General features: G+C 66.9%; 20 protein-coding genes and 2 pseudogenes. 15 read left to right on the plus strand and 7 right to left on the minus strand.

All coding sequences use genetic code 11. From position 1 onward, the window contains the following. A pseudogene (locus ACZ6CV_RS34860) lies at positions 1 to 353 on the minus strand (CTP synthase); the annotation flags it as partial. A gap of 54 nt (positions 354 to 407) precedes the next feature. Beyond that, positions 408 to 1,400 (minus strand): Lrp/AsnC family transcriptional regulator, encoded by a 993-nt coding sequence (locus ACZ6CV_RS34865; protein ID WP_469255602.1) that lies wholly within the window; start codon positions 1,398 to 1,400, stop codon positions 408 to 410. A 211-nt stretch (positions 1,401 to 1,611) separates the two neighbouring features. Here ACZ6CV_RS34865 and ACZ6CV_RS34870 point away from each other — a divergent pair, with 211 nt between their 5' ends. The 6 genes from ACZ6CV_RS34870 to ACZ6CV_RS34895 all read left to right on the plus strand — a co-directional run bounded on the left by ACZ6CV_RS34870 (position 1,612) and on the right by ACZ6CV_RS34895 (position 6,555). Continuing rightward, a complete protein-coding gene (locus ACZ6CV_RS34870) occupies positions 1,612 to 2,064 on the plus strand; it encodes a flavin reductase family protein (RefSeq protein WP_469255604.1) in 453 nt (150 codons plus the stop codon). A 206-nt stretch (positions 2,065 to 2,270) separates the two neighbouring features. Next, entirely contained in the window at positions 2,271 to 2,837 is a 567-nt protein-coding gene (locus ACZ6CV_RS34875; RefSeq protein WP_469255606.1) for a hypothetical protein, read from the plus strand. 42 nt (positions 2,838 to 2,879) lie between these two features. Next, positions 2,880 to 3,776 carry a beta/alpha barrel domain-containing protein gene (locus tag ACZ6CV_RS34880; RefSeq protein ID WP_469255607.1) on the plus strand — a complete coding sequence of 299 codons (897 nt, stop codon included), beginning with the start codon at positions 2,880 to 2,882 and terminating at the stop codon, positions 3,774 to 3,776. After that, the gene (locus ACZ6CV_RS34885) at positions 3,773 to 4,621 is read left to right on the plus strand and encodes a creatininase family protein (RefSeq protein ID WP_469255608.1); all 849 of its coding nucleotides are present in this window, start codon (positions 3,773 to 3,775) and stop codon (positions 4,619 to 4,621) included. Before ACZ6CV_RS34880 ends, ACZ6CV_RS34885 begins: the two co-directional genes overlap by 4 nt. After that, on the plus strand, positions 4,618 to 5,931 hold the full coding sequence (locus ACZ6CV_RS34890; RefSeq protein WP_469255610.1) for an NtaA/DmoA family FMN-dependent monooxygenase: 1,314 nt from the start codon (positions 4,618 to 4,620) through the stop codon (positions 5,929 to 5,931). The genes ACZ6CV_RS34885 and ACZ6CV_RS34890 overlap by 4 nt, the downstream gene beginning before the upstream one ends. Positions 5,932 to 5,943: 12 nt before the next feature. Beyond that, positions 5,944 to 6,555: a malonic semialdehyde reductase gene (locus ACZ6CV_RS34895; protein ID WP_469255612.1), complete on the plus strand. Its 612-nt coding sequence runs from the start codon at positions 5,944 to 5,946 to the stop codon at positions 6,553 to 6,555. Between the two features lie 28 nt (positions 6,556 to 6,583). Here ACZ6CV_RS34895 and ACZ6CV_RS34900 read toward each other — a convergent pair whose 3' ends face one another. Further along, entirely contained in the window at positions 6,584 to 6,949 is a 366-nt protein-coding gene (locus tag ACZ6CV_RS34900) for a winged helix-turn-helix transcriptional regulator (protein ID WP_469255614.1), read from the minus strand. 191 nt (positions 6,950 to 7,140) lie between these two features. Between ACZ6CV_RS34900 and ACZ6CV_RS34905 the strand changes: the two genes are divergently transcribed. Next, complete coding sequence (locus ACZ6CV_RS34905; RefSeq protein WP_469255616.1) at positions 7,141 to 8,613, plus strand: MFS transporter; 1,473 nt, start codon at positions 7,141 to 7,143, stop codon at positions 8,611 to 8,613. A 91-nt stretch (positions 8,614 to 8,704) separates the two neighbouring features. On the opposite strand, the gene ACZ6CV_RS34910 is transcribed toward ACZ6CV_RS34905, so the two are convergent. Beyond that, a complete protein-coding gene (locus tag ACZ6CV_RS34910; protein WP_469255618.1) occupies positions 8,705 to 9,130 on the minus strand; it encodes an STAS domain-containing protein in 426 nt (141 codons plus the stop codon). Positions 9,131 to 9,136: 6 nt separating this feature from the next. On the opposite strand from ACZ6CV_RS34910, the gene ACZ6CV_RS34915 reads away from it, so the two are divergent. Continuing rightward, entirely contained in the window at positions 9,137 to 9,526 is a 390-nt protein-coding gene (locus tag ACZ6CV_RS34915; protein ID WP_469255620.1) for a hypothetical protein, read from the plus strand. 178 nt (positions 9,527 to 9,704) lie between these two features. Here ACZ6CV_RS34915 and ACZ6CV_RS34920 read toward each other — a convergent pair whose 3' ends face one another. Beyond that, positions 9,705 to 10,601 carry a DUF5655 domain-containing protein gene (locus ACZ6CV_RS34920; protein ID WP_469255621.1) on the minus strand — a complete coding sequence of 299 codons (897 nt, stop codon included), beginning with the start codon at positions 10,599 to 10,601 and terminating at the stop codon, positions 9,705 to 9,707. 237 nt (positions 10,602 to 10,838) lie between these two features. Between ACZ6CV_RS34920 and ACZ6CV_RS34925 the strand changes: the two genes are divergently transcribed. Both ACZ6CV_RS34925 and ACZ6CV_RS34930 read left to right on the plus strand, forming a co-directional pair. Next, entirely contained in the window at positions 10,839 to 11,144 is a 306-nt protein-coding gene (locus ACZ6CV_RS34925; RefSeq protein ID WP_469255623.1) for a hypothetical protein, read from the plus strand. A gap of 380 nt (positions 11,145 to 11,524) precedes the next feature. Then, a protein-coding gene (locus ACZ6CV_RS34930; protein ID WP_469255624.1) for an IS5 family transposase occupies positions 11,525 to 12,315 on the plus strand; the annotation gives its coding sequence in 2 pieces (ribosomal slippage) (positions 11,525 to 11,843 and positions 11,843 to 12,315; 792 coding nt in all). A gap of 27 nt (positions 12,316 to 12,342) precedes the next feature. Here the strand turns inward: ACZ6CV_RS34930 and ACZ6CV_RS34935 are convergent. Next, positions 12,343 to 13,284: an alpha/beta hydrolase gene (locus ACZ6CV_RS34935; RefSeq protein ID WP_469255625.1), complete on the minus strand. Its 942-nt coding sequence runs from the start codon at positions 13,282 to 13,284 to the stop codon at positions 12,343 to 12,345. A gap of 343 nt (positions 13,285 to 13,627) precedes the next feature. Then, positions 13,628 to 14,968 carry a PucR family transcriptional regulator gene (locus ACZ6CV_RS34940; RefSeq protein ID WP_469255626.1) on the minus strand — a complete coding sequence of 447 codons (1,341 nt, stop codon included), beginning with the start codon at positions 14,966 to 14,968 and terminating at the stop codon, positions 13,628 to 13,630. 215 nt (positions 14,969 to 15,183) lie between these two features. Here ACZ6CV_RS34940 and ACZ6CV_RS34945 point away from each other — a divergent pair, with 215 nt between their 5' ends. From ACZ6CV_RS34945 to ACZ6CV_RS34965, 5 genes and pseudogenes are all read left to right on the plus strand, one after another. Further along, on the plus strand, positions 15,184 to 17,022 hold the full coding sequence (locus ACZ6CV_RS34945) for a DUF3556 domain-containing protein (RefSeq protein WP_469255628.1): 1,839 nt from the start codon (positions 15,184 to 15,186) through the stop codon (positions 17,020 to 17,022). A 37-nt stretch (positions 17,023 to 17,059) separates the two neighbouring features. Continuing rightward, positions 17,060 to 18,042 (plus strand): annotated as a pseudogene (locus ACZ6CV_RS34950) (class I adenylate-forming enzyme family protein); the annotation flags it as partial. 171 nt (positions 18,043 to 18,213) lie between these two features. Beyond that, the gene (locus ACZ6CV_RS34955) at positions 18,214 to 18,555 is read left to right on the plus strand and encodes an AMP-binding enzyme (RefSeq protein WP_469255737.1); all 342 of its coding nucleotides are present in this window, start codon (positions 18,214 to 18,216) and stop codon (positions 18,553 to 18,555) included. Continuing rightward, positions 18,552 to 19,976 carry a phytoene desaturase family protein gene (locus tag ACZ6CV_RS34960; RefSeq protein ID WP_469255630.1) on the plus strand — a complete coding sequence of 475 codons (1,425 nt, stop codon included), beginning with the start codon at positions 18,552 to 18,554 and terminating at the stop codon, positions 19,974 to 19,976. Before ACZ6CV_RS34955 ends, ACZ6CV_RS34960 begins: the two co-directional genes overlap by 4 nt. 113 nt (positions 19,977 to 20,089) lie before the next feature. After that, positions 20,090 to 22,252, plus strand: coding sequence for an ATP-dependent nuclease (locus ACZ6CV_RS34965; RefSeq protein WP_469255631.1), 2,163 nt, complete (start codon positions 20,090 to 20,092; stop codon positions 22,250 to 22,252). The last annotated feature ends 191 nt before the right edge of the window (positions 22,253 to 22,443 follow it).

Genomic DNA, 22,443 nt, shown 5'->3' on the forward strand with positions numbered 1-22,443 from the left:
ACGGTGTCGCCGAGGTACTCGCCGCGCCGCTCCTTGGCGATCACCTGCGAGTAGACCTGGCCGGTGGTGACGTTGGCCGAGCCGTCGAGGTCGACGTCGAGGAAGCGCTCGTAGTGGCCGATGTCCAGGTCGGTCTCGGCGCCGTCGTTGGTGACGAACACCTCACCGTGCTGGAAGGGGTTCATCGTGCCGGGGTCGACGTTCAGGTACGGGTCGAGCTTCTGCATCGTGACGCGCAGGCCACGCGCCTTGAGGAGCGCACCCAGGCTGGAGGCAGTCAGACCCTTGCCGAGGGAAGAGGCGACACCCCCGGTGACGAAGATGTGCTTGATGATGGCGGGCTTCAGATGCACGACTGAGAGAGGCCTTCCGTAGTTGCGGCATGGATGCGGAACGGGCCTACGGTGCTACCGGTTTCCGTAGCCGGCGACTGGTCCGCGTTTGTATCTTTTGGTCAAGATCTCTGTATCGATGCCGAAAATCTGAGGGAACGGCCCCAGCTCGCGGACGAGGAAGTCGTACAAGCTGGCCTCGTGTTCGAGAGCCACATCTACCAGCAAGTTGTACTGTCCGGTCATGGCGGCACAGCGGCGCACGCGGGGGCAGGCCGCCATGGCTTCGCCTACCGTGCCAGTCTCTCCAGGGTGGGTCTTCAGCCAGATCCGGGCCTCGACCGGGTAGCCCAGCAGAGCCGGATCCACGATCGTGTGCAGGCGAAGAACTCGGCGCTCCAGCAGCGCGGCCAGACGCCGTCCGGCCGTGGCAGTGGAGAAATCCAGGTGCTTGGCAAGGTCGGTCAGGCTGATGCGGGCGTCGCTGACCAGAGACGCGGCCACGCGTTCGTCGGTAGGCGTTAGTTCGTACGGGCCTGAGGCGACGGCCAGGGGCCGGGCCATACTGGCCCGCAAGCGCGTTTGTTCTTCCTCGGTCAGGACGGGAGCGTGCCACTGCGCCTCGGTCTTGAAGGAGCGCAAAGTGATGTGATGGCCGAGTGTCTCCACGTCGTAGAGGCTCGAAATCCGCTCCGCTGTCAGGGAATGCAGAAGTGGCAGGGAAGGGACCAGGACCTCGCACCACAGATGGCCACCGCTCCCGCTGACGGCGGCGATGTTGAGCACGTCGCTGTGCTTCGCCAACCCGCCGGCGACCTCTTCCAGGCCGGCCCCGGGAACGTTGAGGTAGACCTGCACGGTACGGCCGAGCCCGCACCGTGACAGGTCGTACTCCGCCGTGCAGTGAACGACACCCTCAGCGGTGAGCCGCTGTACCCGTCGCGCCACCGAACGTTCGTGTTCGCCCAAGATGCGCCCCATCTCCGCGACGCCTGCCCGCGGACTGATCTGGAGGGCAGCCACGATACGTTGATCAATCAGCTCAAGGCTGTCTGAATCCTTCTCCATGGAGGCATGATTGCAGGTTCTTTAACGAAAAAGATATGGGTGTTGTCTCCATCGATCACCTGGTGCAGACTGTTACTCCGTCACGGTCGTGACGGACAGTGCATACGCCGTAACCATGCGGCCGCCCAGGCCGAGAGGACCGACCTTGTTAAGCGAGAGCACCCCCACAGCAGTGCGCTCCCCTGTCACCTCTAGTGCATACCGCTCGGTTATGGGGAACTTCTGTTCCGGCGTCACGGTGGTCACTGCCATGGGGCCGCAGGGGCCCGTGGGGTTCACCTGTCAGGCGTTCTCCTCCCTCTCCCTCGATCCACCGCGCATCGTGCTGTCGGTCGGCCGCACTTCGACGAGTTGGCCCACCATCAGGGAGCGCGCGCGCTTCTGCGTGAACGTGCTGGCGCACAGCCAGCGCCAGCTCAGCGAGCGGTTCGCTCGTTCCGGCGGTGACAAGTTCAGCGAGATCGATTGGGCCGCTTCACCAGACGGATCGCCTCATCTGGTCGGCGCTGCCGCGTGGATCGACTGCCGCCTGCACACCGAACACGACGGCGGCGACCACCTCCTGGTGGTCGGCGACGTGTGCCGACTCGGCGAGCCGAATGCCGTGCAAGAGCCCTTGCTGTACCACCGCAGCCGCTACGCGCGGATCGCCGCCTCCCGCTGACCTCTTCTGCCTTCGTGCTGCTCTCGGCACCGCCGTCGAGGGCCGAGGCGCGCCACACACTCTGCCGCCCGGATGACAGCAGCCCACCCCTGCGTGCGCGTCAGCCCCTTGGCTGACGCCGGGAAACGCGGCTGCCACCTTGGCATCCCTCCTTGATCGGCCCATTGGCAGTGGGCCTCCACCTTCGTTGAAAGGACCAGTACGCCATGACTGAGACCACCACCAGGGAAGCGACGCCTACGCAGAAGGCGGGCCTTCTCGCAGGCCTCGATGTCTTCGTCGGCGGGCCGATCCAGCACGCCATCCTGGAGAACGGTTTCGCCAACGACCTGGAGACCGCCATCACCACGGTGATCGGGACAGTCAAGGAGCACGGCGGCAACGTCTTCTCGGCGCACGTCGTCGAGAGGTTCGGCGCCGAGACCGCGGCCTTCACACCCGATCAGGTTTCCGTGCGTGACTTCCGGTGGATGAAGAAGTGCGACGTGTTCGTCCCCGTCCTGCCCGTTCTGGATGACGGCATACTGCGGCGTACGGACGGCACCCACGTCGAACTCGGCTGGGCCACGGCCATGGGTCGCCCCATCGTGCTGATCACCAAGCAGCCGTTCGCCGATTCCGCGAGCCACCTCCTCAAGGGTTTGCACCGGGTGGGCTTCGTCCAGGTCATCGACTTCGAGGAGTTCGCCGAGAAGCCGGGTCGTGTCATCGACGCCGTGCTCGCCGCGACCGAACAGCAGCGCGAGGCAGTCGGCGCGAGTCTGGTCGCCTAGGAAGCCCCCTCTTCCCATAACGCCCCCGGACGGAGTCACTCAGTGCCCGACACGACCATTCTGGACCTGCCGATCAGTACGCCGGTGATCGTGGGATCCGGACTGCTGACGGACCAGGAACGCAACATCCGCAAACTCATAGAAAAAGGAGCCGGAGCCGTAGTCACCAAGACCATCCACCCCAACCCGCCCCAGGGGCTGGACGAGCGGATATTGCGATTACCCGTCGGCATGCTGAACAGCACCACCTACTCCAAGCGCCCGGTCAACCACTGGCTTCAGGTGCTGCGCTCGTTCGCCGGTGACCAACTCCCCGTCATCGCCTCCCTCCATGCCGACTCCCCGGCCGAACTGGCCGCACTGGCCAAAGACGTCGAGAGGGCCGGCTGCCGGGCACTGGAACTAGGCATCTCGTGCCTCAACGAAGAGGACGGCCTGGAGGATGACAACCCCGACCGGGTCTACGCCTACACCTCCGAAACCCGCAACAACACCAGCCTTCCGATGTCGGTCAAGCTGGCCATCGGTGAGGGCATGCAGGACCGGGTGCGCGCCGCCATCGCCGGCGGTGCCGACGCCGTCACGATCAGCGACACGATCTCGGGTGCTGCCATCTCCCCTGCCACCGGGGACCTGGAACTGAACGGCGTCTTCGGCTACTCGGGCCCCGGCATCAAGCCTCTGGTACTGGCCGCCATCTGGCAACTGCGGCGGCGTGGCATCGACTTGCCCGTCCTAGGGTGCGGCGGCGTCACCAGCGGCCGTGACGTGGCCGACTACCTCAACGTCGGCGCCGACGCGGTCCAGGTTTACACGGCCCTGCACACCGACATGTATCAGACGTTGAACCGCATCCTGACGGAGAGCCGGGCACTGGCTGCCGCACAAAGTGAGCCTCCGGTGCCGACCGACCGTGAGTCCGAGGGCGCCGCCATATGAGCAGCGCACATTCGGACGTTCTTCGGCTCACCGACCTGACCAGCAGCCAGGTCACCGACGCTGTACGCGGACGTACCGTCATCTGGCCCATTGGAGCCATCGAGCAGCACGGCCCGCACCTGCCGCTCTCCGTCGACCTGCTGCTCGCAGAGGCATTCGCCGACGAGATCGCGCGGGATCTGGATGCCCTCACTCTCCCCGCGCAGGCCATCGGTGCACGGTCGCTGCCGCAGAGCGGCGGCGGCATGAACTTCCCCGGAACCGTGCACGTGACCGGAGAGACACTGATCCGCTTTCTGCGAGAAACCATCAGCTCCCTGGCTGCTCTCCCCATGACCCGGCTCATCGTGGTCAACGGCCATTACGAGAACGAGCCGTTCCTCTTCGAGGCGCTGGACCAGGTACGCGAGCAGGGCCTGCTGGACAGAACGGAGGTCTTCGCGTTCAGCTGGTGGAGCTTGGTGCGTGAATCCTTTACCGACGCAGAGATTCCCCGATTCCCCGGCTGGCACGCCGAGCACGCCGGGGTCACCGAGACCAGCCTGATGCTCCACCTGCGTCCGCACCTCGTCACCGAGCAGCGGCCGGATCACGATCAACCGCCCCGGGCGGGCGTCTATCTCCACCCTGTCGACGTGGAGAAGACCACCACCCACGGCATTCTCTCAACAACGTCAGGTTCGAGTGCCGCGCTTGGCGAGAAGCTCTTGCGCCACGTCGTCGATGAGGCGACAACCCTGGTGCGGGCGGGTGAGGGGCTGTTGTTCGCATGGGTGCAGCCCGACCGACGTCGAACCGCACCGGAGCGCCAATCCACCGCACAGTCCGGAGGGAAAGACCAATGACGCGGCAGTTCCATCTCTCCTTCATCTTCAACTTCACCCCCGATGACTGGCAGGGCCCGTTCGGCACCGGCGGCTCCCCGTGGGACGGCAAGTTCTACACGGAGGTCGCCCAGGCCCTGGAACGCGCCTGCTTCGACTACGTGATCATCGAGGACAAGCTCATGGTCCCCGAGAGCTACGGTGGTTCCTCCGAGCGGGCCCTGCGCCAGGGGATGGTCGCGCCCAAGCACGATCCGGTCCCGCTCGCCACCGCGATGGGGCTGGCCACCTCTCACCTGGGCATCGTCGCTACTCTGTCGACCATGGCGTACCCGCCATTCATCACGGCGCGGCTCTCCTCGACGTTGGACAGCATGCTCGGTGGCCGGTTCGGCTGGAACATCGTCACCAGCGCCGAGAATCTGGCCGCCCAGAATTTCGGCCTGAAGGAGCTGCCACCGCGCGACGTCCGTTACGCGGCGGCCGACGAGTACGTCGACGTGGTGCGGCAACTGTTCGCCTCCTGGGACGCAGATGCCGTCGTACTCGACCGGGAGAACGGGATCTACGCCGACCACACCAAGGTCCGGCCGATCCACTTCAAAGGTGAGCACTTCAGTGTGCGTGGCCCGCTGAACACCGTGCCCTCCCCGCAACACCGGCCCGCCTTCGTGCAGGCCGGCGCCTCCCCCCGGGGCAGAAGGTTCGCGGCCCGCAACGCGGACTCCCTCATTGCCATAGCCAATGGCGTGTCCGGCATGAAGCAGTTCCGCGACGACGTGCGCAAACACGCCGAGGCTGCAGGACGCGATCCCGATGAAGTCAAGGTGCTGTTCTGCGTGACGCCGACCGTCGGCGAAACCGAACAGGACGCCAGGGACAAGTACCAGCGGATGGTCTCCTCCCCTCAGTTCATCCACGACATCCTCGCCGAAACATCCGCGCTCACAGAGATCGACTTCGCCAAGTTCGACCTCGACAAGCCGCTGCCGTACCGCCTCGAGACCAACGGCGAACAAGGCTCCTTGGACCAACTGCAGCAATGGGGCAGCGGCAAGACCTTGCGGGAACTCGTCATCGACGGCGCCGGAGGACTCGTCTCCTCGCTGGAATTGATCGGTACGCCGGACCACGTAGCCGAGAAAATGGGCGAAGCGATGGAGGAAGTCGGTGGCGACGGCTTCATGCTGACGACTCCGGTGCTGCGGCTGAACCGGCGCTGGATCGCCGATATCACCGACGGCCTGGTACCCGCACTGCAGCGCCGCGGCCTGACCCGGTCGGCGTATACACCCGGCAACACTCTGCGGCAGAATCTCGCGGAATTCTGAGACCGGTACCAGATGAAGATCCCCACCGCACCCCGGCTGGTCCTGGACACTCGTGCTCAGGACCAGCTGTTCAGGCAGGCACACAGCGCGGACCGCTTCACGGGCGAACCCGTCGACGATGAAACGGTCCGCGCGGTGTACGACCTCATCCGCGACGGTCCGACCGCTTTCAATCAGCAACCCCTCAGATTTCTTCTGCTCCGCTCGTCGGACAGCCGAATGCGGCTGGCCCGTCATCTCTCACGAGGGAACCGGGAGAAAACTCTGCGCGCGCCCCTGACCGCACTGCTTGCGGTGGACACCGAATTCCATCGCAGGCTTCCTGAGCTGTTCCCAGCTTTCCCCGGGGCCGCGGATCTGTACGCCGGGGATCTGCCCTCCCGGGAGAGGTCCGCACGGTTCAACGGTGCTCTGCAGGCCGCCTACTTCATCATCGGGGTACGGGCGGCCGGTCTCGCCGCGGGGCCTATGAGCGGCTTCGACGAGGACGGCGTCAACCGGGAGTTCTTCCCGGCCGGCGGCCTTTCTGCACTGCTCGTGATCAACCTCGGACGGCCTGAGCCCGGGCACGAGGGGCCACGGGCACCCCGACTCGCCTACGACGAGGTCTGTACGACGCTGTGATGCCGGCCTGTCCGGCCTTCGCCCCTGGTCACGCCGGGGAGCGGAGGCCGGAGGCCGCATCGCGGCGTACCGTCTCGCGGTACCAGCGGCCCCACTTGTCCAGCTCGTCGGTGATGGAGTCCAGACTGTGCCCGATCTCGGTGAGGGCGTACTCGACCCGCGGCGGCACCTCGGCATACACGGTCCGTATCACCAGGCCGTCGGTCTCCAGCTCCCGCAGCTGGCGGGTCAGCATGCGCGGGGTGACGCCGGGCAGGGCGCGCCTCAGTTCCCCGAAGCGGTGGCTGCGCGCGACCAGCTGCTTGAGGATGGCCAGCTTCCAGCGGCCCCCGAGTAGTTCCATGGCGAACTCGACCGCGCACTGGTCCGGGGCGCCCTCGGTGCTGGAACGCATTGCTGACCTCCATCGGTATACGGAGTGTGCGTAGGGGACAACAAAGACCGTACTTGTGGCTCGTGTCAGTACTCCCCGAAAGTGAGCGTATGTCAAACAAGGAGGCACCTGCACCGGTGCGGACAACCGAGGCGACGGAACGTGCGAGGCCTTCAGAGGCCTCCTCCGGGCGGCGGTGGCTGGTGCTGGCCGTGGTGTCGGGAAGCCTGCTGCTGTGTGGCATCGACCTCACCGTGCTGCACGTCGCCGTACCCAGCATGAGCCGGGAACTCGACCCCACTCCCGCGGGGCTGTTGTGGATCGTCGACGTCTACTCGCTCACGCTCGCGGCCATGCTCGTGACCTGCGGCACCCTCGGCGACCGCATCGGTCGGCGCCGCATGGTGCTCAGCGGCTTCGCCGTCTTCGGCATGGCCTCGGCAGGGGCGGCCTTCTCCACCTCGACGGCACAACTCATCGCGGCGAGGTCTGCGCTCGGAATCGGCGCAGCCATGATCATGGCATCCACGGTCGCCATCATCCGAGTCGTCTTCACCGACGACCGTGAGCGCGCCCTCGCCATCGGGATCTGGACCTCCGCTCACAGCGTCGGTGCCACCGTCGGCCCCCTGGTAGGCGGTCTGGTCACCGCGCGGTGGGGCTGGGGCGCGGTGTTCCTGATCAACGTCCCCGTCATCGTCGTTCTCCTGGCCGTCGGTGCCCGGGTCATCCCCGAGTCCAGGAATCCCGTTCCCCGCCGTTGGGACCTGGCCAGCGTGGCACTGTCCGTAACAGGTCTGGCCTGCCTGGTGTATGCGCTCAAGCAGGCAGGCGAACACGCAGGGGTGAACTGGCTCATCGTCACCACGGCCGCCATCGGCGGCATCATGCTCCACCGCTTCGTACGCCGCCAGCGACGCATCGACGAGCCGCTCCTGGACTTCTCCCTCTTCCGCGAGCGACGCTTCACCACCGCCACCCTGTGCGTCATCGGCTGCTTCGGCTCATACGTCGCCCTGCTGTTCTTCCTCACCCAGTGGCTCCAGCAAGTAGGTCAGTACACACCCTTGCGCGCCGGACTCGCCCTGATGCCCCTGGCCGCCGCCAATGCCGTCGGCGCCGTCACAGCGCCCTGGGTCTCCCATCGATGGGGCAACCGGTGGGCGCTCACCGCGGCACTCACCCTTTTCGCCACCGCTCTCGCCGTCATGGCCATCACCGGCGACACACACCACTACGGCGTACTGCTCCCACCACTGCTCAGCGCGGGATACGGCGCCGGCATCGTGATGACGCTCGGCGCCGACTCCATCATGAGCGCCGCCCAGCCGGAGCGCTCCGGAGAGGCGGCCGCGATCCAGGAGACCTCCTTCGAACTGGGCGCCGGCCTCGGCGTCGCCGTCCTCGGCACCGTCCTTGCCGCCGTGTACCGGACCGGTCTGCCCCAGGTGCCAGGCCTCTCTCCCCATCAACGAGCAGAAGCGGGCCAATCGTTCTCAGGCGCCGAGAATGTTGCTCCCGGCCTCCCGCCCCACACCGCAGAGGCGCTGCTGCGTGCAGCACGACAGGTCTACGACCGGGGCTTCACCACCGTGCTGGCCCTCGCCTCCGTCGGTCTGGCCGCCACAGCCGCCATGGCAGCCGTCCTGCTGCGTCCCCCGAAGCGAAGCAGCTCGAAAATCTAGGCCAGTGACGGGAAAGGGGTGGGCCCCGCCGCGAACGGCGGGACCCACCCCTTCATCAAAGTGTGCAGGGCCATCTACGTGTACAGCGCGCTCACATGGAGGCGGACGGCGGGTGCCTCTGATCGGAGGCCGGTGCGGAGGCGTTGCCGGTGTCGAGAAGCCGATGGACGCGCCGGATGCCCTCGTCGCGGGTGTCGGCCAGGTTCAGGACGTCGGTGACACCGGTGACCTCGAAGAGCCGCGCGATACCGGGGTGGTACGGGCCGGCGAGAACGAAGGGCCGTTGGGCGTTCAGGTGCTCTCCGTGGGCACGCAGGATCACGTTGAGCTGGGTGCTGTCGGCGAAGGTGAGGCCGGACAGGTCGAGTAGCGTCCCGTCGGTAGGCCCATCGGCGAGGGCACGGGACAACGCGAGCGTCGCCTCGGTGGTGTCTTCGAGGTCCAGCTCGTTGCGGAAGCAGACGACGGTGACCCGGTCCTGTCGGGTGACGTCGATGCTCTGTCTGTCGAAAACCATGTCGGCGTGCCCCTGAGCACTACGGCTTGGACCAACCTCACCAAAGACGGCGGCACGGAATGGATCATCGAATACATCAACGAACCCGTGGCTGAAACCGCGTGCTACCACCAGGGCTTCGCCAACCTGCTGACGGACCCGGAATGCGGACTGCCGATCGCGGGCACAGACCTGGACTGCTACTGCGGCAACCCAGCCGCGTTCTACTGTGGATGCCGCCTTTACGCCCGCAGCAGCATCGGACAGCCCGGCGCACTTCAGGTCCGCTTCTCCCACCGCTATGGCGACAGAGCGCAGCTCTACAAGGACAACCTGGACGACTACGAAGCACGCCGACAGATCTTCCAGCGCATCCCCAGCCACCTCGCGAACAGACGCGCTGGCGCGGGCCGCTAGCTGTAGATCGGGGCACGGCCGCGCAACATAGCGCGGGATCGCCGGTTAGCCAAACCGGCGATCCCGCGCATCATTGATAGTCCACCGCCACGTCCCATCCACCCGTCGAAGGGCGTTACTCCACGACCACAGTTGCAGCTAAGAAGCGGCCTCAGCCCGGAGGCCAGCCGATAGGCGATCATGCCGCCGCGTAGCTTGCCCGGAACAGATCCTGCGCCCGCTCCACGTCCCTCGGCGTACGGAGCTGGACCTCTAGATCGCCCGTCCCGTGGTGCCCGAGGCCGGACACGTCTCGGGTGAAGCCCGGAACGAGGGTTACGTCCTTCGGGTTGACCTTCAGGTAAACCAGCAGCTTGGTCCGCTGCGGCGGGCACAGGCAGGCGAAGTTCCGCAGTCGCTGGTATGCCCGGTACTGCTTGCGCTCCACACGGTTCACGCCGTCCCCGAGCCCGAGCAGGACCTCGTCGACCGCGCCGGCCAGCTCCGCCATCGCGGCGCCCTGGACGTCGGCCGATGCCTGGGCAACAGACTGGCGCCGCGCCCGGCGGGTCACCTGCATGCCGCCGCTCACGGAGGCCACGGTCTCAAGGCCGAGCAGGTCGCTGCCGAAGAGTCGGTAGCGGACCAGGTCGATCGAACGCCGGTGCTCACGCACGGCGTGCACGTCGTAGCGGGTGAAGTCGCCGGCGACACAGATCAGGCGTGGGCCGCTCCACGGGACCTGGGACGCGGCCGTCGTCCCGAGCCGGTCGCGGACCAGGCACTCGAACTCGGCACGGTGGTCCATCAGCCAGGCCAGGTAGAACAGGCCCTGATTGATCACGCCGGCATCCGTGCCGCGCTTGTACTCAACGATGACCGGCGAGCCGTTCTCGTCCACCCCGAGCGAGTCGATCCGGCCCCCGTGCACCGGTCCGGTGCTGTACTCGCTCGCCAGGAACCGCACCCCCAGCAGCGTCTCCATGTGCGCCTCAACGAGATCCTGCACATCTGCCTCGATCTCAGCAAGACGCGGCATGACCTCCGTCATGCCGCTATTCGTCGTGTCCGTGCGGAACAGCTTCAGGCCCGACACCTTCCCTCCTCGGCTCGGAGATCACCAACGCCAATGAGGTGCGGGATTGTTTCCGCGAGAGGCTTCGGGGGCGTGAAGATAATGTGAGACCCTACGTACGGCCTGATCGAGGAGCGCTCGCGTCCCTCGGTCACCGGGAATCCGCGATTCCCCCATGCGTCCCCCACGCCCCGGGGGACAGCGCCCGGAAGCTGCGTTTACGCAGGTCAGCCCCCCGTAGCTCAGTGGATAGAGCACGTGCCTTCTAAGCGCTTGGCGGCCCCGCGGTTCGTGACCTGCCCGCACGCCGGACGGCTGACATCTCTCTACGGCTTCCCGAAGACCGGGCCGGGCGTTCCGTTCGCCCGCTGGCGGGCTGCGATCGGCTCCACCGTCCACAGGCCGTGCGCCAACGGCCACCGGCTGGGATCATTCGTCGTCACCGGCCCGGACGCCGACGAGGTCGAAGAGCAGGCCGACGCGCTCCTGCGGCGGGTCCACATCCGCGTCGAACCGGCCAACGGTCAGGTCAGGCCGGCCAGCACCTCCGCCATCGCGCCGTAGCTCTCGCCGACCGAGTCCTTGCACAGCCGGCGGCGCTCAAGGCGGATCACACCCAGGTGCCGGGCCTCGGAGACCCGGCACCCAGGTGCCGCGCCTCGGAGACCCGCGCCCGCCACGCCGCCGCAGGCGAGAGGGCAATCGACGTCCACGGGGTGAGGGGCGGGCGCCGATCGCACACTGCACAGGGTGCGGAAGGGGTGTGGACGGAGGACGGGACTGTTGAGGCGTGAGCGAGCTGGCTGCTCCAGACCGGTGGTGGCACGACCGCCAGGTCGACGCGCCCTAAGAACGGCTAACACAATGAAGTGCATCGGCCCTGGTAGCCGTGCCTGATAGGCGAGTTGGGCGTTGTCTGCGACGTGGGGACATCGCCGTGGATCATGCCGGACGACTTGTGGGAGCGGATCGAGCCGCTGCTGCCGAAGAAGGAACGACGGTTTCGCTACCCCGGTCGCCTACCGGTCCCGGACCGACAGGTCCTGTGTGGGATCTTGTACGTGCTGCACACCGGCATCCAGTGGGAACACCTTCCCCAGGAGCTCGGCTTCGGCTCCGGGATAACATGCTGGCGCCGGCTGCGGGACTGGAACCAAGCCGGTGTCTGGCAGCGGCTCCACGAAGTCCTGCTGGCCGAACTGAACGCGGCCGCACGGCTCGACTGGTCCCGCTGCGCGGTCGACTCCTCCCACGTCAGGGCCCTAAAAGGGGGATCCACACGGGCCCCTCGCCAGTCGACCGGGGCCGGGCAGGCTCCAAGCACCACGTGATCACCGACGGGCACGGCACCCCGCTCGCCGTCATCCTCACCGGCGGCAACCGCAACGATGTCACCCAGCTGTTGCCCCTGCTGGACGCGATCCCGCCCGTCCGCGGCCGGGTCGGCCACCCGCGACGCAGACCGGACTCGCTGTTCGCGGACCGCGGCTACGACCACGACATCTACCGTGACCAGGTCCGAGCCCGCGGCATCGTGCCCGCCATCGCCCGCCGAAACACCCGCCACGGCACCGGACTCGGCGTCTACCGGTGGGTGGTAGAGCGCACCTTCGCCTGGCTCCACGGCTTCCGACGACTTCGCGTGCGCTGGGAACGCCGGGCCGACATCCATGAAGCCTTCCTCAAACTGGCCTGCTGCCTCATCGCCCACCGGCGACTCCAGTCGGTGTGTTAGCCGTTCTAGAGCGGTTCGGGATGGCGCTTATGCGCCCTCCGTTGGCAGAGAAGGGACGTGGTGGCGCAGGAACTCGATCTGGTCCGTGATGACGGTGTCGAACAGGGGCTCGACATATGGATCGAAGTGACCACCCTCGTAGACACGGACGGTGGGGTGCCGCATCTTGCTTGCTGCGTGTTCGGCGACGCGCCGAGGAGTGATCGCGTCCTGCGCGACGATCTGGACGAGGACCGGGCACTTGATGTTCCCGGCCCAGCGCTGGGGCGAGTAGAGGCCGATCCTGAGCGCGATGCGGGCTGCCACGGTGTGGGGGTAGGCGTCCTCCTTCAGCCCCGATTCACGCAGGAGAGTGTGCATGCCTGGATAGGCGTCCGGCGAGGTCATCATCGCAGTGCGGCCGGGAAGGTCGACGCTCTTGACGTACACAGGTTCGCGACCGAGCAGAGCCGCTATCGCGTCACGAATCCCCGGCACGGCGACCCTGATAGCGGCCCGCAGGCCGGTCGACCTCACCGCTGCCGGGCCGCTGACGTGCGGGACCTGAGCGATGACGGCGGCGAGGGGCTCTCCTTGGCCGGCGATGGTGATGACGTGACCGCCGGCGAACGACGTCCCCCATGCCACGACTCGGGTGTGGTCGACCCCCTCGAGCGACCTGGCGTAGCTGAGGGCGGCGCGCCAGTCCTCGTGCTGCATCGCGATGTCTAGGACCTGGCGCGGCTCGCCCTCGCTGTCCCCGAAGTTGCGGTAGTCGAAGACCATGACGGCGTATCCGGCGGCGGCGAAGCGTTCGGCGTAGGTGTAGAGCCGCAGCGCACGTACCGAGCCGAAGCCGTGGGCCATCACGACGACGGGCAGCGGCCGGTCTGCAGTGGTGGGTCGGTAGAGGCGCGCAGCGCAGCGGGTGCCGCTGGAGTCGAACCACTCCTCCGCCGTCGTGAACGTGCCGTTGCACGGCTCGGCCATGGTGCACTCCTCGTCTCGGCATATCGCCTTGAATGACGTTCAAGGCGATAGATGGTTCTTTGCTGCGGACGCCGGTCCTCGCCGCCCTCGCGCGCCGCTCCCGCAGTCGCCGCGCCGTCACCGCGTCATAGACGGTGCGGTGATCGTCACGTCGCCAGGGGGCCCGTGAAACACGCCGGTGTGCTGGTGATCCTCGTGGTGCACGGCGTGGTCGCCGTCGTGGCGAGGCGCCCAGACTCGTTGGTGCAGACGAAGAAGTCCTCGGTCGGACACACCAAAAAGTGCGGCTCGTGCCGTGGTCGTGGACCAATGCGTTCTCTGCCGTGCGGGGATCTGGTGGAGATCACGGAGATCGGGGCAGTACGGCGGGTCCAAGCCAGCGACATGCGGCGAGCGCGAGCTCGAGGTCGAACCGGTCCTCGTCGATCGGCCGCCCCCTCAGCTGCATTGCCTTATCCACCCGGTACTTGACCGTGTTCTTGTGAAGGTGGACCTTCGCGGCGGTCGCGACGAAGCTCTGGTTCTGCTGGAGGAAGACGGTGAGGGTCTCACGCAGCCGCTCGGCACCTGCGTCGTCCTGTGCAAGGCTCCCGAGCATCGATGCGACGATGTCGCGGGCAAGGGTGAGGTCGCCTGCGAGGACCGCGGCTGCCTGGACGCCGGGGGCGGTGAACGACGTGACCTGGTGGGCCCGGTCAGCCCCGATGACGGCGACCCGGTGAGCCTGCACTGCCTGGCGATGTGTCGCACGGAAGCCCGCGAGTCCCGTCCCGACCGCGCCGATCGCCGCCTTCACCTCATCCCCCGCCTCACCAAGGACTCGGGCCAAGCGATCGAGGTCGATGCTCGCCCCTGCGTGCAGCGGCACCCAGCCCCAGCTGAGCGAGCGGTCCTGCGGGACGCACAGCGGCGCTGACTCCGAACCAACCTCCTGGGCAATCGCGCTGGTCAGCTGCCCGAGACGCTGCAGCGGCCCCGTCGAGGCCGTCCGTTCATCCGCCCACAGGACGAGCCCGAGGTGTTCCTGGCGGAGTCGGTAGCCAAGGACCTGCTCCGCCGTGGCCACGTCCACCTCGTCTCCGGCCAGGAGCGCGCTGAGCGTGGCCGTGCGGATCGTGTTGCGATTCGTCAGCCAACGCTCCCGCTCGGTCTCGTACTCCTCCACGACCTGCTCGGAAACCCGGTCGATGTAGGCGAAGGCGGCGTCCTGGAGCATCTGCAACGCCGCGAAGGAGACCCTGCCGTCCGGCTCGACGCCGGCCAGCTCACCGGCCACCCAGTCAAGGGCGCGCCGGTGACCGAGTCGGTATGCGCGCAGCAGGGCGTTCGAGGAGATCTCGCGCTGCGCAAGACGCCGCGCGTACTCGACGGCCGGCCACGGCGCCTCCACCGTGTCGACCGGGACCCCGTACTGCGTGACGTGGAAGAAAGTCTTCACGTTGCTTTCCACGCTCGCGTAGAGGAGGTCGAGCATCAGCTGGTCTCCGCGAAGCTCCGAGATCGACTCGGCTAGCTCGACCTGCAGCACGCGCGCGACGTCGTCGAGCTGCGCGCTCGTGGCCGCGGCGACGTCCGCGACGCGGGCGGCCGCGCGGCGGGCGATCTCGTCGCGGTCCGCCGAGGGATCCATGGTCGGCCTTTCGTCGTGTGTCGGTCCCCGGGCACAGGTGCGCGGCGGGCTCATGGATTGTCACTCCTCGAGCCGCAGCTAGAAGACCGTACGGAGACCAATCCCGAGCAAGTCTTTTGGTTCGCGAGCACAGTGTCCCAGGTCTCACCGACTCCTTAAAGTCCGTGCGGCCGGATCGCGTGACGCGGCCTCGGAAGCCGTCGGCGCGCCAACGCCTGCGGGGCAGCGACCGATGCGTGCTGCACTGGCCACCACCACGAGGAGCACTCATGGGCTTCATCAACCCGTCGCCGCAGCCGGTCAAGCCGGCGACCTTCCTCAGGCTTCCCCTGCGCGAGCGCGTCCGCATCCTCAGCACACACTGGGTCGACGACGGGTTCGGTACACCGCGTGTGCTGAACATCGTCTACATCATCAAGATGTTCGGCCTCTACTTCGGCGTCGGCATCTGGATCGCGTCGGCTACGTCCGGGATCGAGTTCACCGACGTCGGCTCCTGGTACCACAACATCGTGGTGTACCAGAAGCTGGCCGTGTGGCTGATGCTGCTGGAGGTCATCGGACTCGGCGGCGCGTTCGGCCCGCTGTGCGGCCACTTCCGTCCGATGATCGGCAACATTCGGTACTGGATCCGTCCCGGCACCATCCGCATGGCACCCTGGGGCAGCCGCGTGCCGCTCACCGGCGGCGACGAGCGCACCTGGTTCGACGTCGCGCTCTACGTCGGCGTGCTCGCCAGCCTCGTCTATCCGCTGGCCGCGCACGCCGAGCCCGTGCCGAGCGAGTTCCTTCCCGCGCGCACCGGCACGCAGGAACTCATCGCGCCGCAGTACTTCATCCCCGTTCTCGTCCTCATGCCCCTGATGGGCCTGCGCGACAAGGTCGTCTTCCTGGCCGGCCGGTCCGAGCAGTACCTGCCGATCATGCTGTTCTCCGCGCTGCTGGGGACCATCAGCGGCACTGCGGACTTCGTCGACCTCGTCGTGGTGTTCAAGATCGTCATCTGCGTCGTGTGGATCGGCGCCGGCGTGTCCAAGTTCGGTGCCCACTTCGAGAACGTCGTGCCGCCGATGGTCTCCAACAGCCCGGCCATGCCGGGACGAACCGTCAAGCGTCTGCACTACCGCGACGCCCCGAATGATCTGCGCCCCTCCCGCGTCGCCTACTTCATGGCGCACGTCGGCGGCACCGCCGTCGAGATCATCGTCCCGATCACCCTGCTGCTCACCACGAGCGCGACTGTGGCGCTGATTGGCGCGGTGTGCATGCTGGCCTTCCACATCTTCATCGCCTCGACCTTCCCGATCGCCGTCCCACTGGAGTGGAATGTCTTCTTCGGGTTCATCGCGATCGTCCTGTGGGTCGGGTTCGATCCCGGCACCTACAACATCTGGAGCTTCTCCGAGCCGCTGCTGCTTACCCCGGTCTTCGCACTGCTGATGTTGGGGCCGGTCCTGGGCAACCTGCGTCCCGACCTCGTCTCCTTCCTGCCCTCCATGCGCCAGTACGCGGGGAATTGGGCCTCGGCCGTGTGGGCGATGAAGCCCGGCGTGGAGAAACGGCTCAACGAACTGCCCGGCGTGGAGAACCAGATCGACCAACTGCAGCGCATGCTCCCGACACCGTACGAGCGCGACGATGCCGAGATGACGTTGCAGAAGGCACTCGCCTGGCGCTCGATGCACAGCCAGGGGCGCGGCTTGTTCTCGCTTCTGTACACGCACCTCGCCGACATCGAGACCCGCACCGTCCGCGAGGGTGAGTTCGTGTGCAACACCATCCTCGGCTTCAACTTCGGCGACGGCCACATGCATGACGCCCGCCTCGTCGCGGCCGTGCAAAAACGCCTCAACCTCGAGCCCGGCGACCTGGTCGTGGTCTGGGTCGAGTCCCAGCCCATCCACCGGCGCACCCAGCAGTATCAGGTGATCGACGCCGCCCTGGGCGTCGTCGAGCGGGGGACGTGGAAGGTCGCCGACTGCGTGGCGCAGCAGCCGTGGCTGCCCAACGGACCCGTCCCGCTGAACGTCACCTGGACCGCCGACGACTACCACCGTCGGCAGACCCTCGGCGCGAACCCAAACCGTCCCGACGAGACACCCGTCTGACCCCTCGCTGGCTGCCCCCTTCCTCAAAGGACGCCCCATGCACTTCGCATCTCTTCCCTCAAGGCGCGCCGGCGCCCGGCCCGACAGCCCGTGCCTCTCCGACGAGACCGTCGGCACGCTCACCAACGACGCCTTCGCGGCACGGGTTGAGGCAGCGACCCGCGTGTTCGCGGCCCACGGGGTGGCGCGCGGCACGGTGGTCGCGGTCCGACTGCCGAACCGGACGGACCTTGTGGTCGCGCTCTTCGGCGCCTGGCGCCTCGGCGCCGCCGTCACGCCGGTGAACCCCGCCCTGGCCCACGGCGAGGTCGAGTACCAGGTCGCCGACTCCGGCTCGCGCGTACTTGTCACCCACGATGGCCTTTCGCTGGAGGACGTCACGACACTCACACCCGAGGACCTCACCGCGACCGACGCAGGAGTCGACGTGGGCCCGGCCGAGCCGGACCTCGACGATCTGGCCCTGCTCGTCTACACGAGCGGCACTACCGGACGTCCCAAGGGCGTCGGGCTCACCCACGCCAACCTCGACGCGATGACAGCAGCGATGGTCGAAGCGCTGTCGCTTGACGAGGACGACCACAGCCTGCTGATCCTGCCGCTCTTCCACGTGAACGGCATCGTGGTCAGCGTCCTGTCACCCCTGCGCGCGGGCGGGCAGGCGACCATCGCCGGGCGCTTCAACCCTCAGACCTTCTTCGCAACCCTCGAGACCGCTCGTCCCACCTACTTCTCGGGAGTCCCGGCGATCTACACGATGCTCGCGAACCTGCCCGCGGAGATCGAGCCGGACACCAGCTCGCTGCGCTTCGTCGCCTGCGGAGCGGCTCCGATGCCGGCCGATCTCATCGGTCGGATCGAGGAACGCTTCGGTGTGGTGCTCGTCGAGGGCTATGGGCTCTCCGAGGGCACCTGCGCCTCGACGAGCAACCCGCTCGACGGTGTCCGCGGGCCGGTACGGTCGGCGTCGCCCTCCCCGGCCAGACGGTCGCCGTCATGGCCCCGGACGGCACCCTGGTGCCGCGGGGCGAGCGCGGTGAGGTCGTCATCCAGGGCCCCACGGTGATGCGCGGCTACCTCAACAGGCCCGAGGAGACCGCCACGACCCTCAAAGACGGCTGGCTGCACACCGGAGACGTAGGCGTCCTTGACGAGGACGGCTACCTGCGGATCGTCGACCGGGTGAAGGACATGATCATCCGCGGTGGCGAGAACATCTACCCCCAAGAGATCGAGCAAGCCATCCACGCACACTCCGCCGTCCTCGAGGCCGCGGTCGTCGGCCGCCCCCACCCCGTCATGGGTGAGGAACCCGTCGCGTTCGTCGTCCTGAAGGAAGGCGCGTCCCTCGACGAGGACGAACTCGTCGCGTTCCTGACGCAGCGGATCGCGAAGTTCAAGCTGCCGACCTCGGTGACCTGCATCGACGAGGTACCGAAGAACCCCGTCGGCAAGTTCGACAAGCCACGACTGCGCACCACCGTCACGTCGAAGAGTGCATCAGCCGTGAGCTCGGACGAGGAGACATCGTGACGACCGCTATCGTCGTCGGCAGCGGCCCCAACGGCCTCGCGGCCGCGCTCGTACTGGCCGACGCCGGGGTCCGGGTGCGCGTCATCGAGGCCGCCGACACCCTGGGTGGCGGCACGCGCTCGGCGGAACTGACGCTTCCGGGACTTGTGCACGACGTGTGCGCGGCGATCCACCCACTGGCGATCGCCACGCGGTTCTCGAAGGCGTTCGACCTCGCCGAACACGGCTTGTCGTGGGTGGAACCGCCCGTGCAGTACGCCCACCCGCTCGACCACGGACGCGGCGCCGCAGCCTACCGCTCGGTCGAGGAGACCGGCCGTCACCTCGGCGGGCGCGACGGCCGCGCCTGGACCCGCGTGTTCGGCTCGCTGAACGACCGTTTCGACACGATCGCCGACGAGTTCCTGCAGCCGGTGCTCCACATTCCAAGGCATCCGCTCCACCTCGGCCGTTTCGGACTGTACGCCGGGCAACCCGCCTCGCTCCTGGCCCGACGCTGGCACGGGGACGAGCCCCGCGCCCTGCTCGCCGGGCTCGCCGCTCACGCCTTCCGCCCGCTCGGCGCCCTCGCGTCCTCGGCCATCGGCGTGGCGCTCGGCACAGCCGCCCACCGGTACGGCTGGGGTGCCGCCGTCGGCGGCTCGGCCGCCATCTCCACGGCGATGATCGCCGCAGCGAAGCAGCGGGGCGTGCTGTTCGAGACCGGACGCACAGTCACCAGCCTCGAAGAGCTCGGACCCATCGACCTCGTCATGCTCGACACCGCCCCCGGCGCCGCGGCCGAAATCATCGGCGACCGACTCCCACGGCATGTCGCACGCGCGTACCGCGCCTACCGCCACGGCCCGGGCGCCTTCAAAGTCGACTTCGCCGTCGAGGGCGGTGTGCCATGGACGCACGAGCCGAGCCGACACGCCGGCACGGTGCACGTCGGAGGGACATTCGAGGAGATCGCGACAGCCGAGGCGACCATCGCCCACGGCCGCATGCCGGACCGGCCATTCGTCCTGGCAGCGCAGCAGTACATCGCCGACCCGTCGCGGTCCGTCGACGACGTGCACCCGTTCTACACCTACGCCCACGTGCCGGCCCGCTACACCGGGGACGCGACGGAGGCAATCGTCGCCCAGATCGAGCGCTTCGCGCCCGGCTTCCGCGACCGCATCCGCGGCACAGCCGTGTGCAGCACCACCGAAATGTCCCGCAAGAACGCCAACTACGTCGGCGGCGACATCGTGTCGGGCTCCAACGACCCGCTGCAGCTCGTGTTCCGCCCCCGCGTCACGCTGCACCCCTACGCCACCGGGGTCGACGAGGTCTTCATCTGCTCGGCTGCCACGCCTCCAGGAGCCGGTGCACACGGCATGTCAGGCTACTGGGCCGCGCAGGCCGCCCTACGAAAGATCACCGCCGCCAAGTAGAGGCGCGAACTGACGCTGAACTCGTCTACGAGACACGGCCACCAGAGCCGACCCACGTCATTGTGTTAGCCGTTCTAAGATGTGTGTTCGTCCGCAGCATCCTCTGGAGCACCATGCGTCTCGAACACATCAAAATCGACAACTTCCGCGGCCTCCGCCAAGTAGATATACCCTTCTCCCGCTTCGGCTGCCTGATCGGCGAGAACAACGCGGGCAAGTCGTCGGTGTTCCAGGCCCTCAACATGTTCTTGGGCTCTGGCGCCGCCGTGGCAACGGACTTCCTGCACCCCGGGCGCGCCATCCGAATCCAGGGGACATTCGGGGAGATCGGTGACTCCGACCTGCAACGCCTCCAAGAGAATCATCGGGATCGGATAGGGCCGGAGATCGTTGGCGGGCGTCTCACTCTCGCTCGGACCTACAACGCGCCAGGCAGGGGCACCACGTTTCTGGTCAAAAAGGTTCCCAGCGACCCGCGTTACCACCGCAGTGCGCTCAGTGGAGTCATCAAGCCCGGGATTTCCGACGAGGAAGTCGCAGAGGGAGTGAGGCACCTCTTCCCCGAGATCTCCGCCACCATCTCGGGGAAGATCACGCGCGCGGCAGTTAGGAGGGCCTGGGAGAAGACCGTCGCGGCTTTGCAGGATGAGGACCTCACGACCGGCGACGAGCCGTTGCCGACCGGCATGGACAAGTCGGTGTCCGCTCTCCTGCCCGAGCCGATCTACATCCCCGCGGTGAAAGAACTCAACGACGATCTGAAGACCAGCAAGACCGCGACGTTCGGGCAGTTGTTGTCCATCCTCTTCGAGGACATCGAGCATCAGCTCCCGCAGTTGGAGGCTTCCTTCAGCCAGCTGCGCACCCAGCTCAACGTGGTCATCAAGGACGACGGCGAGGCATCGGATGAGCGGCTGCAGGAAGTGCAGGAGATCGAGTCGCTGATCCAGAGGAATCTGCAGGAGTCCTTTCCTCGCGCGCAGGTACGCCTGGAGATTCCACCGCCCAGGTTGCGCAGCCTGCTGGACGAGGCTCAGATCTCCGTGAACGACGGGATCAGCGGCCCGTTCAATACTAAGGGCGACGGCCTGCGCCGATCCGTGGCGTTCGCCATCCTGCGGGCCTATGTGGACCTCAAAACTGCACGGCCCAAGCGAGCCAACAGCTCACAGCAGCCCTGCCTGCTCCTCTTTGAGGAGCCCGAAGTGTTTCTGCACCCGCAGGCCCAGCGCAAACTGTTCGAAGCCTTGACCATTTTCTCCGACTACAACGATGTCCTCGTCAGCACACACGCGTCGGCCTTCTGCGCCCCGGGGGCGACCAGGACGTTCGTGAAGGTCGTGAAGGACCACTCGTTGGATCCGCCGGCCAGCAGGACGTGTGTGGTCGACCTGTCCGAGATGGACGCCCGGGACCAGTTCGAGATCATCACGCACGAGAACAACGAAGCAGCTTTCTTCGCCAGTTCTGTGCTCCTTGTCGAGGGGCCGAGTGATCGCACTCTCATCGCGCACATCGCCCGCACGCTCAATCCGCAGTGGGACTTCGACAAACGCGGTGCCGCCATCGCCAAGGTCGAGGGTAAGGGCAGTATCGAGCGGTACCGCAGCTTCTTTCAGCGCTTCGAGATGCGGGTCGCGGTCGTCGCCGATCTCGATGCTCTCCTTGACGGCTTCGACAAGCTGGGCGCCAGCGAAGCCTGCCGGAAGCTGAGGGACAGGGTCGTCTCCAAGGTGCACGAACTCGTGGCAGCCGAGGATGCTGAGCCTTCCAGCAGCACCCTGAAAGGCATCAGCAGAAGTGGCAGTGCACGCATGCTGTGGGAGCAGGCACGGCTCAAGAACGATGAGCATTCCCAGGGCCTGTGCACTTTCGCGGAGTTGAACGCCGCGGTCAACGCGTTCTTCGCTCGTTCCATGTCTGGGGCAGCACGCCGGATCCTGGCCGAGGCCAAGGATCCGGAGCTGGAGAAGATGAAGTCGGAGCTGCTGCAGAAACTCCGGCTAGAGGACATCTATGTGTGGGAGCGGGGAGCGATCGAGGCGTACTACCCCGACCTTGAGAAGAATGAGTCGAACAACAAGAACGACCGGGCCCGAGGGTTCTGTGAGCGCTACACCAGCGCAGACTCGATCCGAGGACTGCCGGTCTTCCGCGATTCGGCCGCGTGCGAGTTCGATCTCATCTTTGAGGCCTTCTTCCGGTCGGCACCGCCGCAGGCCGAGATCATGGAGATTCCCCACCAGTCCCATCAAGGCGTACCCGAACTGGCGTGACGAGAAGTGCGGCGTTGCGCTCTCGCCCTCACGTGAGAGCGCAACGCCGACGCGGGACGTGTCAGGTACTTCGACTGACTTGACACGGTCCCGCGCCCCCGGTTCGCACCGCACGCGACTCTCGCCCTTGCGCAGGGCCAGCCAGCAGCAGCCCAGAGACTACTGAAGCTCGTGCGGTTTTCAGTGGTCCC

It is taken from the genome of Streptomyces sp. NPDC041713 (assembly GCF_055591085.1).